Raw genomic sequence first — 15,849 nt, 5'->3', positions numbered from 1 at the left:
CGCGCATTCTACAGCAGCCTCTGTTGCTGTCAAGCGGTTATTTTCAGAAGTTTTCAAAGTTTCGCTTGGAAATCTTTAACAACTTCAACCACTTGCGCTTCCGATCTCTCGTTAGCGGGAGGCGAATTCTACAGCGTTACTCGCTGCTGTCAACACCTCTTTTTCTCCGCTTTCGACCGAGAAGATCGAACCGTTAAAAGAGCCAAACAGCACCGCTCTTTCAACTCCTTCCGGCTTCGATGAACTGAAGCGTAACCGCTGCCGAAAACTTCGTAACTCTTTGTTTACCAAGGAGTTTTCCGTTTCGACTGCGCCGGAAGTGGGGCGAATTATAGACGTCCAGAATCTGCCGTCAACACCAATTTTCACATTTCCGTCATATAAGCCAAAAAAGCCCGAAAACACGAAGGCCGACCTCAAGAGGTCGGCCTTCTTCCCTTCTACTTACAAGCTAGGGAATGCGAATTGCGAAGCCTCATGGCTCGCCCGTTGCGGCCAGCGCTGGGTAATAGCCTTGCGGCGGGTATAGAAACGCACGCCATCCGGGCCATAGGCATGCAGATCGCCAAACAGCGAACGCTTCCAGCCGCCAAAGCTGTGATAAGCCACTGGCACCGGCAACGGCACGTTGACGCCGACCATACCTACTTCGATCTCATCGCAGAACAACCGCGCCGCTTCCCCATCACGCGTGAAGATACAGGTACCGTTGCCATATTCGTGATCGTTGATCAGTTGCATCGCCTCTTCCAGGCTGTTGACCCGAACGACGCACAGCACCGGCCCGAAGATCTCTTCTTTATAGATGCGCATTTCTGGCGTGACGTTATCGAACAGGCAGCCGCCCAGGAAGAAACCTTCCTCATGACCGGCCACGCTCAGACCACGGCCATCCACAACCAAGGTTGCACCTGCTGAAACGCCGTCTTCTATATAGCCACTGACTTTATCGCGAGCCTGACCGGAAACCAGCGGCCCCATGTCCAGGCCGCAGGTTGTACCGGCACCGATTTTCAACGCTTTGACCTGCGGCACCAGTTTGGCCACCAGCGCATCCGCCACTTGATCACCGACGCACACGGCCACCGAGATCGCCATGCAGCGCTCACCGCACGAACCGTACGCCGCGCCCATCAGTGCGCTGACCGCGTTATCCAGATCCGCATCCGGCATCAATACCGCATGGTTCTTCGCCCCGCCCAGCGCCTGGACGCGTTTGCCGCGCTTGGTGCCTTCGGCGTAAATGTATTCGGCAATCGGTGTCGAACCGACGAAGCTCAGCGCTTTGACTTCCGGCGCTTCAATCAAGGCATCCACCGCAGCCTTGTCGCCATGCACCACACTCAGCACGCCTTTGGGCAGGCCGGCTTCCAGTAACAGTTGAGCGATCAGCAACGTCGAGCTTGGATCACGCTCGGACGGCTTGAGAATAAAGCAGTTGCCGCAGACGATCGCCAGCGGGTACATCCACAGCGGCACCATGGCCGGGAAGTTGAACGGGGTAATACCGGCCACCACGCCCAATGGCTGGAAGTCCGACCAGGCATCGATGTTCGGCCCGACGTTACGGCTGTACTCGCCCTTGAGAATTTCCGGTGCCGCACAGGCGAACTCGACGTTCTCGATCCCACGCTTCAATTCACCGGCAGCATCTTCCAGGGTCTTGCCATGTTCTTCGCTGATCAGTTGGGCGATGCGGGCTTCGTTCTGTTCCAGCAATTGTTTGAAGCGGAACATCACCTGAGCACGCTTGGCCGGCGGAGTGTTACGCCAGGCCGGGAACGCAGCCTTGGCCGAGTCGATGGCTTTTTGAATGGTTTCACGGCTGGCCAACGGCAGCTTGTGGATCGCCTGACCGGTGGACGGGTTGAACACATCGGCCGTGCGACCGTCTTCGGTCACCAGTTCGCCATTGATCAAATGCGGGATAAGGCTCATGCGGGGCTCCTGAAAAATTGTCCACGGGCGCCCTTCAAAGGGCGCCTTTTTTCTATTAGAGGGAATAGAGGGAAAAATCAGTCGATCTTGTTCAGCACTTCGCCGACCGCGTCGAACAAGCGATCCAGATCTTGCGGCTTGCTGTTGAAGGTTGGGCCGAACTGCAGGGTGTCGCCGCCGAAGCGCACGTAGAACCCGGCTTTCCACAGAGCCATGCCAGCTTCGAATGGACGCACGATGGCATCGCCGTCGCGAGGCGCAATCTGGATCGCACCGGCCAACCCGTAGTTACGAATGTCGATAACGTTCTTGCTGCCCTTCAAACCGTGCAACGCATTTTCGAAATGCGGCGCGACTTCAGCCACGCTCTGCACCAGGTTTTCCTTCTGCAGCAGGTCGAGTGCCGCCAGGCCAGCAGCGCAGGCCACCGGGTGCGCGGAATAGGTGTAGCCGTGCGGGAATTCCACCGCGTACTCAGGCGTCGCCTGGTTCATGAAGGTCTGGTAGATCTCGGAGCTGGCAATCACCGCGCCCATCGGGATCGCACCGTTGGTGACTTGCTTGGCAATGCACATCAGGTCCGGGGTCACGCCGAAGCTGTCGGCGCCGAACATCGAACCGGTACGGCCGAAACCGGTGATCACTTCGTCGAACACCAGCAGGATGTTGTGCTGATCGCAGATCTCGCGCAGACGCTTGAGGTAACCCTGCGGCGGAACCAGTACGCCAGCGGAACCGGCCATTGGTTCGACGAATACCGCTGCGATGTTCGAGGCATCGTGCAGTTCGATCAGCTTGAGCAGTTCATCGGCCAAGGCAATACCGCCCTGCTCCGGCATGCCACGGGAAAACGCATTGCTCGCCAGCAAGGTGTGCGGCAGATGATCGACGTCCATCATCGCCTGACCGAACAGTTTGCGGTTGCCGTTCACGCCGCCAAGGCTGGTGCCGGCGATGTTCACGCCGTGATAACCACGGGCACGACCGATCATTTTGGTTTTGGTGGCCTGGCCTTTCAGGCGCCAGTAAGCACGCACCATTTTCACCGCAGTATCCGCACACTCGGAACCCGAGTCGGTGAAGAACACGTGATTCAGATTGCCCGGGGTCAGGTCGGTGATTTTCTCGGCCAACTGGAACGACAGCGGGTGACCGTACTGGAAGCCCGGCGAGTAATCGAGGGTGCCCAATTGCTTGGCCACCGCTTCCTGGATTTCCTTGCGGGTATGTCCGGCGCCGCAGGTCCACAGGCCTGAGAGCGAATCGTAGACCTTGCGGCCCTTGTCGTCCGTCAGCCAACTGCCCTCGGCAGCCACGATCAGTCGCGGGTCGCGCTGGAAATTGCGGTTCGCGGTGTAGGGCATCCAGTGAGCATCGAGCTTGAGCTGGCTGGCCAGGGAAGTCGGGGCGTTTTCAGGCACGTTCATGGGCAAAACCTCGCAGGGCAATAAGCGGCGTGGAGATGAAAAGCGTTCTTGCAGCTAAATTGCCACGGAGATAAAGTCGGTGAAATACAACTTTTCTAACCTTCAGTCAGCCAACCACTAAACTTTGAGCAAACAAAGCATGAGCAGCCGTCGCCCCGATCCGTTGGCACAAGTCAGTGACTTTGATATCCGCCTGTTGCGGATTTTTCGCAGCGTCGTGGAATGCGGCGGCTTCTCCGCAGCGGAATCGGTGCTGGGGATCGGTCGCTCGGCGATCAGCCAGCAAATGAGCGACCTGGAGCAGCGCCTCGGCCTGCGCCTGTGCCAGCGAGGTCGCGCCGGTTTTTCCCTGACCGAAGAGGGCCGCGAGGTTTACCAGTCGGCGTTGCAGCTATTAAGTGCGCTGGAAAGTTTCCGCACCGAGGTCAACGGCCTCCACCAGCACTTGCGCGGTGAGTTGACCATTGGCCTGACCGATAACCTCGTCACCCTGCCCCACATGCGCATTACCCACGCGCTGGCGCAATTGAAGGAGCGCGGCCCCGATGTGCAAATCCAGATCCGCATGATCGCGCCCAATGAAGTCGAACAAGGCGTGCTCGACGGTCGCTTGCATGTCGGCGTGGTGCCGCAAGCCAGTGCGTTGTCGGGCCTGGAATATCAACCGCTCTACAGCGAACGCTCGCTGCTGTATTGCGCGGTCGGCCATCCATTGTTCTATGTCGACGACAAACAACTGGACGATGAACGCCTCAACAGCCAGGACGCTATCGCCCCGACCTTCCGTTTGCCCGCCGAGATTCAAGCGCATTACCAGGCGCTTAATTGCACTGCCAGCGCGTCGGATCGCGAAGGCATGGCATTCCTGATTCTGACCGGGCGCTATATCGGTTATCTGCCGGATCATTACGCCAGCCTTTGGGTGCAGCAGGGCCGATTGCGTGCACTGAAACCCAAGGCGCGTTTTTATGACCTGAGCCTGGCATCGGTCACCCGCAAGGGCCGTCGTCCTCATTTGGTTCTGGAGAGCTTTTTGGAGAGTCTGGCGGCGACGCGCTGAACAACTACAGAAACCCGTGGGAGCCGAGCTCGCTCGCGATGGCGCCAGGTCAGTCGCCATTGATGCTGAATGTTAAGCCGCCTTCGCGAGCAAGCTCGGCTCCTACAGGGATTGCGGTGTTCAGGTTTTATCGCGACAGGACTTGTCTGAGGCCTGCGGGTACGCTATCAACGCATCTGGTTGCACCCATCTACCTGTTCGGAAGTGCCTATGACCTTTGAAGTCCCAGCCCACGGCGGCAAACCCGCCAGCCGCATTCGTCAGAAGAACGAAGAGACCATCATCAAAGCCGCCGAAGACGAGTTCGCCCGTCACGGGTTCAAAGGCACCAGCATGAACACCATCGCGCAGAAAGCCGGGTTGCCCAAAGCCAATCTGCATTACTACTTCACCAACAAACTCGGTTTGTACGTGGCGGTGCTGAGTAACATCCTTGAATTGTGGGACAGTACCTTCAATGCCCTGACCGTCGAGGACGATCCGGCAGAAGCATTGACGCGATACATTCGCGCAAAAATGGAATTCTCCCGGCGCCAGCCACAAGCTTCGCGGGTCTTCGCCATGGAGGTCATCAGCGGCGGCGAATGCCTGAGCGAGCATTTCAACCAGGACTACCGCACCTGGTTTCAGGGTCGGGCCGCCGTGTTTCAGGCGTGGATCGACGCCGGCAAAATGGACCCGGTCGACCCGGTGCACCTGATCTTCCTGCTGTGGGGCAGCACCCAGCATTACGCCGACTTTGCCACGCAGATCTGCCGTGTCACCGGGCGCACCAGGTTGACCAAGCAAGACATGGAAGACGCCGGCAACAACCTGATCCGCATCATTCTCAAAGGCTGCGGCCTGACGCCTGCGATCTAAGATACTTATGCCTTTTACCCTCAGCGGCTTTTGCGAATACCGCGAAGAGATTCGCAAAAGCCGCTTCATCGCCCTCGCCGGGCCAATCACTGGCGCAGTCGACGCCCAGGCATTCATCGAGCAGCACAGTGATTTGAACGCCTCGCACAATTGCTGGGCCTGGAAACTCGGCGATCAATACCGCAGCAGCGATGATGGCGAACCCGGCGGCACTGCTGGCAGGCCGATTCTTGCGGCTATCGAAGCGCAGGATTGCGATCAAGTCGCAGTCGTGGTGATCCGCTGGTATGGCGGCATTCAACTGGGCACCGGCGGCCTCGCTCGGGCGTATGGCGGCAGTGCCAACAAATGCCTGCAAGGGGCGCCGAAGGTCGAGCTGATCAGTCGAGTACCCGTCAGTTGTGCCTGTGCATTTAGTGAATTGGCGCTGGTGAAGCTTCGGGTGGCGGAACTGGGCGGTTTGCTGGTGGAGGAAACCTTCACGGCCAATGGCGTGGACCTGCAACTGGCGATCGGCGAGGGGCTGATAGATGCCTTGCAGATGCAGCTGGCGGATTTGAGTCGCGGGCGTATTTTGTTGCGGCGTTAGAAGATCAAAAGATCGCAGCCTTCGGCAGCGCCTACGCCAATCGTGTACAAACGCAATCCTGGAGGAGCTGCCGAAGGCTGCGATCTTTTGGGGCATCCTGATTTGTCCTGCATTCAATAGTTGCCCACATCGGCTGTGCACCCGGCTGTGGATAACCTGAGCACATTCCCCTGTAACCCTTCTGTCATGCGGCTTTGCGGGCTTTGCTCATTTTTTGTCCAAATCGCCATCAACCATGTTTATTCCACGTAAAAACAATTAGTTAGAGCGGTTTATCGCCATTAGAAGAAAGCCCCTCGGTGCTTATGCCCATGCACTCGGCTTGCGCACAGATACTGTGGAACAACCTGTGGATAACCCGTTCATGGCTGCCTCAGCCCCATGTCCGACATAGGCTACAGCCTATTGCTCGTTTTTTGACCAACTCATCGCGCGCAAAAGCGGAGCCTGATCAAAGAACGTGCCCTCAAGTGGTGCCGGATTCGGAATTGAAATAAGGCGAGGCCCCGTCCACAACGCCTCTGCCAGCGCGGTTTTGCCGTTTTCCTGACTCAATGGCCAGGAAATTGCTTTGTCCACAGGCATAACTTCTGTCGACCCGAGCCTGTCATGTCCAACCCCGCGCCGATCCCCGATCAAACACCCCGCCTGCAATTGCGCAGAATCAGTAAGCGTTACCCCGGTTGCCTGGCCAACGATGCCATCGACTTGAGCATTGCACCCGGTGAAATCCACGCCCTGCTCGGCGAGAACGGTGCGGGTAAAAGTACCCTGATGAAGATCATCTACGGCGTCACTCATGCCGACTCAGGGGAGATGATCTGGCAGGGCCAGCGCGTGACCATGCGCAACCCGGCCCAGGCTCGCGGCCTCGGGATCGGCATGGTGTTCCAGCATTTCTCGCTGTTCGAAACCCTCAGCGTGGCGCAGAACATCGCCCTGGCGATGGGCGCGGCGGCGGGTACACCGAAGCAGCTAGAGCCTAAGATTCGTGAGGTGTCCCAACGCTACGGCATGGCCCTGGAACCGGAACGACTTGTCCACAGCCTGTCCATCGGCGAGCGTCAGCGGGTGGAAATCATTCGTTGCCTGATGCAAGACATCCGCCTGCTGATTCTCGATGAACCGACGTCGGTACTGACTCCGCTAGAGGCCGACGAATTGTTCGTCACACTGCGCCGACTGGCGGCCGAGGGCTGCAGCATTCTGTTTATCAGCCACAAGCTCGGCGAAGTACGCGCGCTGTGTCACAGCGCCACGGTACTGCGCGGTGGTCGAGTGGCCGGGCATTGCGTGCCGGCCGAATGTTCGGACCGGCAACTGGCACAGTTGATGGTCGGTGAAGCCGCCGATCTGATTACCGATTACCCAAAGGTCATGGGCGCTGATGCGTTTTTGAGTGTGACAGGATTGTCCTGGCACAACCCGGACCCGTTCGGCTGCTCGTTGAAGCACATTGACCTGAACGTGCGCAGCGGCGAAATCGTGGGGGTCGCCGGGGTCGCCGGCAATGGTCAGGATGAGTTGCTGGCCTTGCTCAGTGGCGAAGAACGATTGCCCCGCAATGACAGCGCAACGATCAGTTTCGGCGGGCAACCGGTGGCGCATCTGCAGCCGGATGCACGACGCAAACTCGGCCTGGCGTTCGTCCCCGCCGAACGCCTGGGCCATGGCGCGGTGCCGGAGCTGAGCCTGGCCGATAACGCCCTGCTGACCGCATTTCAACAGGGACTGGTCAGCAACGGGCTGATCCAGCGCGGCAAGGTCGAAGCGCTGGCCGAAGACATCATTCGCCGCTTCGGGGTCAAGACACCCGATACCCAGGCACCGGCCCGCAGCCTGTCCGGCGGCAACTTGCAAAAATTCATCCTCGGCCGGGAAATCCTTCAGCAGCCGAAATTGCTGGTGGCCGCGCACCCGACCTGGGGCGTGGACGTCGGCGCGGCCGCGACCATTCACCGGGCGCTGATTGCCTTGCGCGATGCTGGCGCGGCGATTCTGGTGATCTCCGAAGACCTCGACGAATTGTTCCAGATCAGCGATCGCCTCGGCGCCCTGTGCGGCGGTCGATTGTCGGCACTGCAGGCCACCGTCGACACCCAACTGAGCGATGTCGGCGGCTGGATGGCCGGTCAGTTCGACGCTCCTCATTCACCAGCCCCCGTAGCGCTTTAACGGAGTTTCACATGCTGCTTTCTCTCGAACCCCGTGGCCAGCAATCGCGCCTGATGTTGTGGTGCTCGCCCTTGCTGGCGGCCGTGTTGACGCTGGGCTGCGGCTCATTGCTGTTTATCGCGCTGGGGCATGATCCACTGCTGACCTTGCACACGTTGCTGATTGCACCGATCAGCGACTGGTACGGCGTCTCCGAATTGTTGGTCAAAGCGTTGCCGATTCTGCTCTGCGCGTTGGGCCTGGCGGTGGCGTATCAAGCACGGATCTGGAACATCGGCGCCGAAGGTCAGTTGCTGCTCGGCGCCCTGGCCGGCAGTGCGCTGGCGGTAAATATCATCGATATGCAAAGTCGCTGGGCGCTGGTGCTGATCCTGCTGGTCGGCACCTTGGCCGGTGCTGCATGGGCCGGGCTGACGGCATGGTTGCGCACGCGCTTCAACGCCAATGAAATCCTCACCAGCATCATGCTCAATTACATCGCCTTGAACCTGCTGCTGTTCTGCGTCCACGGACCGTTGAAGGACCCGGCCGGGTTCAACTTTCCAGAGTCGGCGATGTTCGGCGATGCCAGTCGACTGCCGTTGTTGATGGAGGACGGCCGGGTACACGCCGGGGTCTATTTCGCCTTGCTCGCGCTGGTGGCGGTGTGGGTATTGCTGCAGAAAAGCTTTGTCGGTTTCCAGATCAAAGTGCTTGGGCTGGACAAGCGCGCCGCAGGTTTCGTCGGCTTTCGCGAGAAGCGCCTGATCTGGCTGGCGCTGTTGATCAGCGGCGGTTTGGCGGGGTTGGCCGGGGTCTGCGAAGTCACTGGGCCGATCGGTCAATTGGTGCCGCAAGTCTCGCCGGGTTACGGCTATGCCGCGATCACCGTGGCGTTTCTCGGGCGACTGAATCCCATCGGCATTCTGTTTTCCAGCCTGTTGATGGCGCTGCTGTACATCGGCGGCGAGAGCGCGCAGATGAGCATGAATCTGCCGCAAGCGATCACTCAACTTTTCCAAGGGATGATGCTGTTTTTCCTGCTGGCCAGCGACGTGCTGATTCTCTACCGACCGCGTTTGAACCTGCGCTGGGCTCGCCGTGCGCCAACCACCGCCGTACACGCAGGAGCGCTGTGATGGATATCGATCTGCTGAGCAATATTTTCTACGCCATGGTCCGTTGCGGTACGCCGTTGCTGCTGGTGGCGCTGGGCGAACTGATCTGCGAGAAGAGCGGCGTCCTCAATCTGGGTCAGGAAGGCATGATGCTGTTTGGCGCGGTGATCGGTTTTATCGTTGCGCTGAACAGCGGCAACCTCTGGCTTGGCGTGTTGCTGGCGATGCTCGCCGGGATGCTGTTGTCGTCGCTGTTTGCCTTGGTGGCGCTGGTGTTCAACGCCAATCAAGTGGCGACCGGGCTGGCGTTGACGATCTTCGGCGTGGGCCTGTCGACCTTTGTCGGCGCGGCGTGGGTCGGTAAACCGTTGGCGGGTTTTGAGCCGGTGGCGATTCCTTATTTGAGTGAAATCCCGCTGATCGGGCGGATGCTGTTTGCACAGGATCTGTTGGTGTACCTGTCGTTCGCGCTATTTGCCCTGGTGGCCTGGGTGATTCTGAAAAGTCGCGTCGGGTTGATTATTCAGGCGGTCGGCGAAAACCCGGATGCCGCCAGTGCCATGGGTTTGCCGGTGTTGCGCGTGCGCACGCTGGCGGTGCTGTTTGGCGGGGCGATGGCGGGGTTGGCCGGGGCTTATTTGTCCCTGGCCTACACGCCGATGTGGGCGGAAAACATGAGCGCCGGGCGCGGCTGGATTGCCCTGGCACTGGTGGTATTTGCCAGTTGGCGGGTGTGGCGATTGCTGCTCGGCGCGTACCTGTTCGGGCTCGCCAGCATCCTGCATTTGGTGGCGCAGGGGTTGGGGCTGGCGATTCCATCGAGTCTGCTGGCGATGCTGCCGTATGTCGCGACCATTGTGGTACTGGTGCTGCTGTCCCGGGATGCCGTGCGCACACGGTTGTATGCGCCGGTGTCGTTGGGGCAGCCGTGGCGGGCGGGGCATTAGTGGTTGCCTGCACGGGCCTTATCCCGAGCAGGCTCGGTCCCACAGTTGACCGAGTCGAATCGGATTTTTGTGATGAACACAAATCTACTGTGGGAGCGAGCCTGCTCGCGATGGCTGCCGCACTGGCATCACCTGAACAACGCCCCACGCCAATTCAAAGATCAAGAAAACAACCAGCAATGAGCTGGCCCCATGGAGCAAGGCATACAGCAGCCAAGCCGAAAACAGAAACCGCCCCACCGCGTCATACCGCCCAAACATCTGCTGCGGATCACGAATCCGCAACACCGACCAGACGCACACAATCGACCCCAACAAATTCGCCATCAGCATGTGCATCGGCTCGAACGGCGGTAGGTCGCCAGGCAGATTGAAAGTCTGACTCAGGCTCAACAACACGCCATGCAACGCCACAAAACTCCACGGTGTCACAAAAGCAGCGCTCACGATCAGGTCGTACCAGGCACTGCCACGCACCACGCGGCGATATTGAGTTGAAGTCCACATTGGCCTTGCTCCATAAATTCAGGGAGCAACAAGGCTAAAGCCTGGAGTATGCTCCAGGGTCAAGCCCTCTGGAGACGTCATGATGCGCATCGGTGAATTAGCCCTGGCCAGCGCTGTGAGCCGCGACACGCTGCGCTTCTACGAGCAGCGCGGACTGATCGCGGCGCAACGCAGTGCCAACGGTTATCGCGACTATCCGGCGGAGACGGTGCAACTGGTGCTGTACATCAAGACGGCTCAGCGACTGGGGTTTACCCTTGGCGAGATCGGCAGTAGCGTTGCGGCGTTGTGGCAGGCGCCCGACCCAGCCAATGCCGTTACCCAGCTGTTGCAAGACAAACTGAACCTGATCGAAACCCGCATGGCCGAGCTCGATGCCTTGCGTCAGGAACTGCAACATCGGCTCCGTCAAAGTTGTCCGTTAAATCCGTGATTCTCATCCATCAAGGAAGCCATTCATGTCCAAGGCAAAAACCGCACTCATCATCGGTGCCTCCCGGGGCCTGGGCCTCGGTCTGGTAAAAACCCTGCTGGCCGATGGCTGGCAAGTCACCGCCACCGTGCGCAACCCGCAAAGTGCCGAAGCCTTGCAAGCGTTGGGCAAGGTGCGGATCGAAAAACTCGACATGGACGATCAGCAAGCGGTCATCGCCCTTAGCCAACAGCTCAAGGGCGAAGTGTTCGACTTGTTGTTCGTGAATGCCGGGGTCAAGGGGCCGGAGGTCCAGACGCCGGGCGGCGCGACCCTGGCCGAAGTGGGTCAACTGTTCTTCACCAACGCTGTGGCGCCAATCAATCTGGCCCAGCGCTTCGTCGGGCAGATTCGTGACGGCAGCGGCGTGCTGGCATTCATGAGTTCGGTGCTGGGCAGCGTGACCATGCCCGACGCGCCGGAGCTTGCGTTGTACAAGGCCAGCAAAGCGGCGCTGAACTCGATGACCAACAGCTTCGTCACGCAACTGGGCGAACAGAAACTCACCGTGCTGTCGCTGCATCCGGGTTGGGTGAAGACTGATATGGGCGGTGAAGGGGCGGACATTGATGTGCAAACCAGCACCCGCGGGTTGATCGATCAGGTGAATGCGTATGCCGGCAAGGGTGGGCATCATTTTGTGAACTACAGGGGTGAGACCATTCCCTGGTAACACCACATTCCCCTGTGGGAGCGAGCCTGCTCGCGATAGCGGTCTGACATTCAAAATTAATGCTGAATGCAATGGCCCCATCGCGAGCAGGCTCGCTCCCACAGGGGTCTTGCGTTGTCCTGTCGGGCCGGGCTTGCCCGCGAAGCTTTTTTGTTCGAAACTCCGCACCTCGCCCCCGTGGCGACCCTGGATCAGCAGACAGGGCAACACTGAGCTGGCAACCCTGAACCCAACTTTCAGAGGAGCCGGCCACCATGCCTGCGACCCGTACCTGGTTAAAAAACCCCCTCGCCATTTTCACGGCCAACGCGCTCGATGCCCGTGGCGGCTTAGTTGTGCAAGACGGTTTGATCGTCGAAGTGCTCAGCGCCGGCCAGCAACCCTCGGTGCCCTGTGACCACGTTTTCGATGCTCGCGAACACGTGATCCTGCCGGGGCTGATCAACACCCATCACCACTTCTATCAAACCCTGACCCGTGCCTGGGCACCCGTGGTCAATCAGCCGTTGTTCCCGTGGCTGAAAACCCTCTATCCGGTCTGGGCTCGCCTCACCCCTGAAAAACTTGCCCTCGCCACCAAAGTCGCGTTGGCCGAGTTGCTGCTGTCCGGTTGCACCACCGCCGCCGATCACCATTACCTGTTTCCGGAAGGCCTGGAAAACGCGATCGATGTGCAGGTCGAGAGTGTTCGCGAACTGGGCATGCGCGCCATGCTCACTCGCGGCTCCATGAGTCTTGGCGAAAAAGACGGCGGCCTGCCACCGCAGCAAACCGTCCAGCAAGGCGAAGTGATCCTCGACGACAGCCAACGTTTGATTGCCGAGTACCACGAGCGCGGCGATGGGGCGCAGATTCAAATCGCCCTGGCGCCCTGCTCACCGTTTTCGGTGACCCCGCAGATCATGTCCGCCAGCGCCGAACTGGCGAACACCCTCGACGTACGCCTGCACACGCACCTGGCAGAAACCCTCGATGAAGAGGACTTCTGCCTGCAACGCTTTGGCCTGCGCACTGTGGATTATCTGGACAGCGTCGGCTGGCTCGGCCCACGCACCTGGCTCGCCCACGGCATCCATTTCAACCCCGACGAAATCGCCCGCCTCGGCGCGGCCGGCACCGGTATTTGCCATTGCCCGAGTTCGAACATGCGTCTGGCCTCCGGCATTTGCCCGACGCTGGACCTGACCGCCGCGGGTGCGCTGCTGGGTCTGGGCGTGGACGGTTCGGCGTCCAACGATGCGTCGAACATGATCCTCGAAACCCGTCAGGCGCTGTACATCCAACGGCTGCGTTATGGCGCGGAAAAAATTACGCCGGAGTTGGTACTGGGCTGGGCGACCAAGGGCTCGGCGCAGTTACTCGGGCGCAGCGATATCGGCGAACTGGCAGTGGGCAAGCAAGCGGATCTGGCGCTGTTCAAGCTCGATGAACTGCGCTTCTCCGGCAGCCACGATCCGGTGTCGGCGCTGCTGCTGTGCGGCGCGGATCGAGCGGACCGGGTGATGGTCGGCGGAAAGTGGCGGGTGATCGATGGACAGGTTGAGGGGCTGGATCTGAAAGGGTTGATTGCCGATCATAGCCAGGCGGCTCGGCAGTTGATCGCCGGTACCTGACACAACACCGCTCCCACCGTTTTGTGTGAGGCGCCCGCACCAGTGGATGGCGTGGATTGGTGAGGGCGCACCGGGATGGTTCTGTGGTGAATTGAACATCAAAAGATCGCAGCCTGCGGCAGCTCCTACATGATTTCGCGTACCCCTGTAGGAGCTGCCGCAGGCTGCGATCTTTTGATTTTGTTGTCCTGTTGGTCAGCAATTTGCATTGCCCTCCTCCATCTCACAACAAAATGGAGTTCCCGTTCATGCATAAACGTCCGTTGAAGCAGCTACTTTGCGCTGTCGCCGCAGCCATCGGTCTGAGCGCCAGCCTGACCGCCAGTGCCGCCGACCCGCTGAAAGTCGGCTTCGTCTATATCGGCCCGATCGGTGACCACGGCTGGACGTATCAGCATGAACAGGGACGCAAGGCGTTGGCGGAGAAATTCGGCGAGCAGATCACCACCAATTATGTGGAGAACGTTGCCGAAGGCGCCGATGCCGAGCGGGTGATCCGCAACATGGCCAAGGACCAATACGACCTGATCTTCACCACGTCTTTCGGCTACATGAACCCGACCCTGAAAGTCGCCAAGCAATTTCCCAAAGTGACCTTCGAACACGCCACCGGCTACAAGCAGGACAAGAACCTTGGCACTTACCTGGCACGCACTTACGAGGGCCGCTACGTCGGCGGTTTCCTCGCAGCGAAAATGACCAAGACCAAGAAAATCGGCTACGTCGCTTCCTTCCCGATTCCAGAAGTGATCCGCGACATCAACGCCATCCAACTGGCCCTGAACAAGTACAACCCGGGCACCGAGATCAAAGTGGTGTGGGTCAATTCCTGGTTCGACCCGGGCAAGGAAGCTGACGCTGCCAATGCGTTGATCGACCAGGGCGTGGACGTGGTGTTCCAGCACACCGACAGCCCGGCACCGATCCAGGCGGCCGAACGTCGCGGCGTGTATGCCGTCGGATATGCGTCGGACATGGCGCACTTCGGGCCGAAAGCGGTGCTGACGTCTATCGTCAATAACTGGGGGCCGCACTACATTCAGGCGACTCAGAGCGTGCTCGACCACACCTGGAAATCCCAGGATTACTGGGGCGGTCTGAAGGAGGGTACGGTTGAGCTGCCGATCAGCGACCTGGTGCCAGCCGCGGTGAAAACCGAAGCCGAGCAGATCATTGCCGACATCAAGAGCGGCGCGCTGCATCCGTTCACCGGGCCGATCAAGGACCAGGCCGGCGTGGAGAAAATCCCGGCGGGCGCGACGGCAACCAATGCGCAACTGGCGTCGATGAACTACTACGTCGAAGGGATGAAGGCCGAGATACCGAAGTAATTCCGGCCGAACACAAAACCCTGTGGGAGCGAGCCTGCTCGCGATAGCGGACGGACATTCAACATTGATGCTGAATGTAATGGCCTCATCGCGAGCAGGCTCGCTCCCACAATGGATTTTCAGCGTTCTTAAGGACTGCGCATGAACCAACTCCCAATCATCGACATCAGCCCGCTCTACAGCGCTGATCAAAACGCCTGGAAATCGATCGCCACACAAATCGACCATGCCTGCCGCGAATGGGGCTTTTTCTACATAAAAGGCCACCCGATCGCCCCGTCGCGCATCGACGCTGTGCTCGGCCACGCCCAACGTTTCTTCGCCCTGCCCGCCGCCGAAAAACTCAAAATCGACATCACCCAGACTCGTCACCACCGCGGTTATGGCGCCATCGCCACCGAGCAACTCGATCCGAGCAAACCCAGTGACCTGAAGGAAACCTTCGACATGGGCTTGCACTTGCCGGCCGGTCATCCCGAGGTGCTGGCGGAAAAACCCTTGCGCGGTCCCAACCGTCATCCGTCGATACCCGGTTGGGAATCGTTGATGGAGCAACACTACGTCGACATGCAGGCGCTCGCCCAAACCCTGCTGCGGGCCATGACCCTGGCACTGGGCATCGAGCGCGACTTCTTCGATAGCCGTTTCAAAGAACCGGTCAGCGTGCTGCGGATGATTCATTACCCGCCGCGCCACACCGCCAGCACCGAAGATCAGCAAGGGGCCGGTGCTCACACCGATTACGGCTGCATCACCCTGCTCTACCAGGATGCCGCGGGCGGTCTGCAAGTGCGTAACGTGCGGGGCGAATGGATCGATGCGCCGCCGATCGAGGGCACGTTCGTGGTCAATCTCGGCGACATGATGGCGCGCTGGAGTAACGACCGTTACCTGTCGACGCCGCACCGCGTGATCAGCCCGCTGGGGGTGGACCGGTACTCGATGCCATTCTTTGCCGAACCGCATCCAGACACCGCCATTGAATGCCTGCCCGGTTGCCAGGACGACCAGCATCCGGCGAAGTATCCGGCCACCACCTGCGCCGAATTCCTGCTGTCGCGCTTCGCCGATACCTACGTCTATCGGCGGGAACAGGAAGCTGTGTAATGAACCGGCTGGTCAGGTTTTGCTCATTGTTTCCACGGGCATCTGTAGAATG

15 protein-coding genes are annotated in these 15,849 nt (G+C 59.6%); 11 read left to right on the top strand and 4 right to left on the bottom strand.

The window, feature by feature from the left end; genetic code table 11:
- Nucleotides 1-444: 444 nt before the first annotated feature.
- Nucleotides 445-1,938, bottom strand: a complete 1,494-nt coding sequence (locus tag KGB14_RS02905) for a CoA-acylating methylmalonate-semialdehyde dehydrogenase (protein WP_007906810.1) — start codon at nucleotides 1,936-1,938, stop codon at nucleotides 445-447.
- Nucleotides 1,939-2,015: 77 nt separating this feature from the next.
- Nucleotides 2,016-3,365 (bottom strand): aspartate aminotransferase family protein, encoded by a 1,350-nt coding sequence (locus KGB14_RS02900; protein ID WP_030128382.1) that lies wholly within the window; start codon nucleotides 3,363-3,365, stop codon nucleotides 2,016-2,018.
- Nucleotides 3,366-3,504: 139 nt separating this feature from the next.
- Between KGB14_RS02900 and KGB14_RS02895 the strand changes: the two genes are divergently transcribed.
- The 3 genes from KGB14_RS02895 to KGB14_RS02885 all read left to right on the top strand — a co-directional run bounded on the left by KGB14_RS02895 (nucleotide 3,505) and on the right by KGB14_RS02885 (nucleotide 5,875).
- The gene (locus tag KGB14_RS02895) at nucleotides 3,505-4,425 is read left to right on the top strand and encodes a LysR family transcriptional regulator (protein ID WP_008006295.1); all 921 of its coding nucleotides are present in this window, start codon (nucleotides 3,505-3,507) and stop codon (nucleotides 4,423-4,425) included.
- Nucleotides 4,426-4,635: 210 nt separating this feature from the next.
- Nucleotides 4,636-5,286, top strand: a complete 651-nt coding sequence (locus KGB14_RS02890; RefSeq protein WP_223484011.1) for a TetR/AcrR family transcriptional regulator — start codon at nucleotides 4,636-4,638, stop codon at nucleotides 5,284-5,286.
- Between the two features lie 7 nt (nucleotides 5,287-5,293).
- Entirely contained in the window at nucleotides 5,294-5,875 is a 582-nt protein-coding gene (locus tag KGB14_RS02885; RefSeq protein WP_223484010.1) for an IMPACT family protein, read from the top strand.
- Between the two features lie 402 nt (nucleotides 5,876-6,277).
- Here the strand turns inward: KGB14_RS02885 and KGB14_RS02880 are convergent, their stop codons facing one another.
- On the bottom strand, nucleotides 6,278-6,454 hold the full coding sequence (locus KGB14_RS02880; protein ID WP_223484009.1) for a hypothetical protein: 177 nt from the start codon (nucleotides 6,452-6,454) through the stop codon (nucleotides 6,278-6,280).
- A gap of 30 nt (nucleotides 6,455-6,484) precedes the next feature.
- On the opposite strand from KGB14_RS02880, the gene KGB14_RS02875 reads away from it, so the two are divergent.
- The 3 genes from KGB14_RS02875 to KGB14_RS02865 are packed head-to-tail and all read left to right on the top strand — an operon-like array spanning nucleotide 6,485 to nucleotide 10,094.
- Nucleotides 6,485-8,050 carry an ABC transporter ATP-binding protein gene (locus KGB14_RS02875; RefSeq protein ID WP_223484008.1) on the top strand — a complete coding sequence of 522 codons (1,566 nt, stop codon included), beginning with the start codon at nucleotides 6,485-6,487 and terminating at the stop codon, nucleotides 8,048-8,050.
- A gap of 11 nt (nucleotides 8,051-8,061) precedes the next feature.
- Nucleotides 8,062-9,168 (top strand): ABC transporter permease, encoded by a 1,107-nt coding sequence (locus KGB14_RS02870; RefSeq protein ID WP_223484007.1) that lies wholly within the window; start codon nucleotides 8,062-8,064, stop codon nucleotides 9,166-9,168.
- Nucleotides 9,168-10,094 (top strand): ABC transporter permease, encoded by a 927-nt coding sequence (locus KGB14_RS02865; RefSeq protein WP_223484006.1) that lies wholly within the window; start codon nucleotides 9,168-9,170, stop codon nucleotides 10,092-10,094. The genes KGB14_RS02870 and KGB14_RS02865 overlap by 1 nt, the downstream gene beginning before the upstream one ends.
- An 84-nt stretch (nucleotides 10,095-10,178) precedes the next feature.
- Here the strand turns inward: KGB14_RS02865 and KGB14_RS02860 are convergent, their stop codons facing one another.
- The gene (locus KGB14_RS02860) at nucleotides 10,179-10,601 is read right to left on the bottom strand and encodes a hypothetical protein (RefSeq protein WP_223484005.1); all 423 of its coding nucleotides are present in this window, start codon (nucleotides 10,599-10,601) and stop codon (nucleotides 10,179-10,181) included.
- An 82-nt stretch (nucleotides 10,602-10,683) separates the two neighbouring features.
- On the opposite strand from KGB14_RS02860, the gene KGB14_RS02855 reads away from it, so the two are divergent.
- The 5 genes from KGB14_RS02855 to KGB14_RS02835 all read left to right on the top strand — a co-directional run bounded on the left by KGB14_RS02855 (nucleotide 10,684) and on the right by KGB14_RS02835 (nucleotide 15,797).
- Entirely contained in the window at nucleotides 10,684-11,034 is a 351-nt protein-coding gene (locus KGB14_RS02855) for a MerR family transcriptional regulator (RefSeq protein ID WP_223484015.1), read from the top strand.
- Nucleotides 11,035-11,059: 25 nt separating this feature from the next.
- On the top strand, nucleotides 11,060-11,746 hold the full coding sequence (locus tag KGB14_RS02850; protein WP_223484004.1) for an SDR family oxidoreductase: 687 nt from the start codon (nucleotides 11,060-11,062) through the stop codon (nucleotides 11,744-11,746).
- 254 nt (nucleotides 11,747-12,000) lie between these two features.
- The gene (locus KGB14_RS02845) at nucleotides 12,001-13,359 is read left to right on the top strand and encodes an 8-oxoguanine deaminase (RefSeq protein WP_223484003.1); all 1,359 of its coding nucleotides are present in this window, start codon (nucleotides 12,001-12,003) and stop codon (nucleotides 13,357-13,359) included.
- 248 nt (nucleotides 13,360-13,607) lie between these two features.
- A complete protein-coding gene (locus KGB14_RS02840; protein ID WP_223484002.1) occupies nucleotides 13,608-14,690 on the top strand; it encodes a BMP family ABC transporter substrate-binding protein in 1,083 nt (360 codons plus the stop codon).
- A gap of 141 nt (nucleotides 14,691-14,831) precedes the next feature.
- Entirely contained in the window at nucleotides 14,832-15,797 is a 966-nt protein-coding gene (locus KGB14_RS02835) for a 2-oxoglutarate and iron-dependent oxygenase domain-containing protein (RefSeq protein WP_223484001.1), read from the top strand.
- The last annotated feature ends 52 nt before the right edge of the window (nucleotides 15,798-15,849 follow it).

It is taken from the genome of Pseudomonas sp. A-RE-19 (assembly GCF_019956555.1).
Lineage (GTDB): Bacteria > Pseudomonadota > Gammaproteobacteria > Pseudomonadales > Pseudomonadaceae > Aquipseudomonas.
Note: the sequence above shows the minus strand (reverse complement) of the source record. Positions and strands in the feature narration are given on the sequence as shown.

Coding starts and splice junctions, on each gene's coding strand:
- KGB14_RS02840 (WP_223484002.1), top strand. CDS start 13,608: ATGCATAAACGTCCGTTGAAGCAGCTACTTTGCGCTGTCGCCGCAGCC.
- KGB14_RS02865 (WP_223484006.1), top strand. CDS start 9,168: ATGGATATCGATCTGCTGAGCAATATTTTCTACGCCATGGTCCGTTGC.
- KGB14_RS02855 (WP_223484015.1), top strand. CDS start 10,684: ATGCGCATCGGTGAATTAGCCCTGGCCAGCGCTGTGAGCCGCGACACG.
- KGB14_RS02835 (WP_223484001.1), top strand. CDS start 14,832: ATGAACCAACTCCCAATCATCGACATCAGCCCGCTCTACAGCGCTGAT.
- KGB14_RS02900 (WP_030128382.1), bottom strand. CDS start 3,365: ATGAACGTGCCTGAAAACGCCCCGACTTCCCTGGCCAGCCAGCTCAAG.
- KGB14_RS02845 (WP_223484003.1), top strand. CDS start 12,001: ATGCCTGCGACCCGTACCTGGTTAAAAAACCCCCTCGCCATTTTCACG.
- KGB14_RS02895 (WP_008006295.1), top strand. CDS start 3,505: ATGAGCAGCCGTCGCCCCGATCCGTTGGCACAAGTCAGTGACTTTGAT.
- KGB14_RS02875 (WP_223484008.1), top strand. CDS start 6,485: ATGTCCAACCCCGCGCCGATCCCCGATCAAACACCCCGCCTGCAATTG.
- KGB14_RS02885 (WP_223484010.1), top strand. CDS start 5,294: ATGCCTTTTACCCTCAGCGGCTTTTGCGAATACCGCGAAGAGATTCGC.
- KGB14_RS02850 (WP_223484004.1), top strand. CDS start 11,060: ATGTCCAAGGCAAAAACCGCACTCATCATCGGTGCCTCCCGGGGCCTG.
- KGB14_RS02860 (WP_223484005.1), bottom strand. CDS start 10,601: ATGTGGACTTCAACTCAATATCGCCGCGTGGTGCGTGGCAGTGCCTGG.
- KGB14_RS02890 (WP_223484011.1), top strand. CDS start 4,636: ATGACCTTTGAAGTCCCAGCCCACGGCGGCAAACCCGCCAGCCGCATT.
- KGB14_RS02905 (WP_007906810.1), bottom strand. CDS start 1,938: ATGAGCCTTATCCCGCATTTGATCAATGGCGAACTGGTGACCGAAGAC.
- KGB14_RS02870 (WP_223484007.1), top strand. CDS start 8,062: ATGCTGCTTTCTCTCGAACCCCGTGGCCAGCAATCGCGCCTGATGTTG.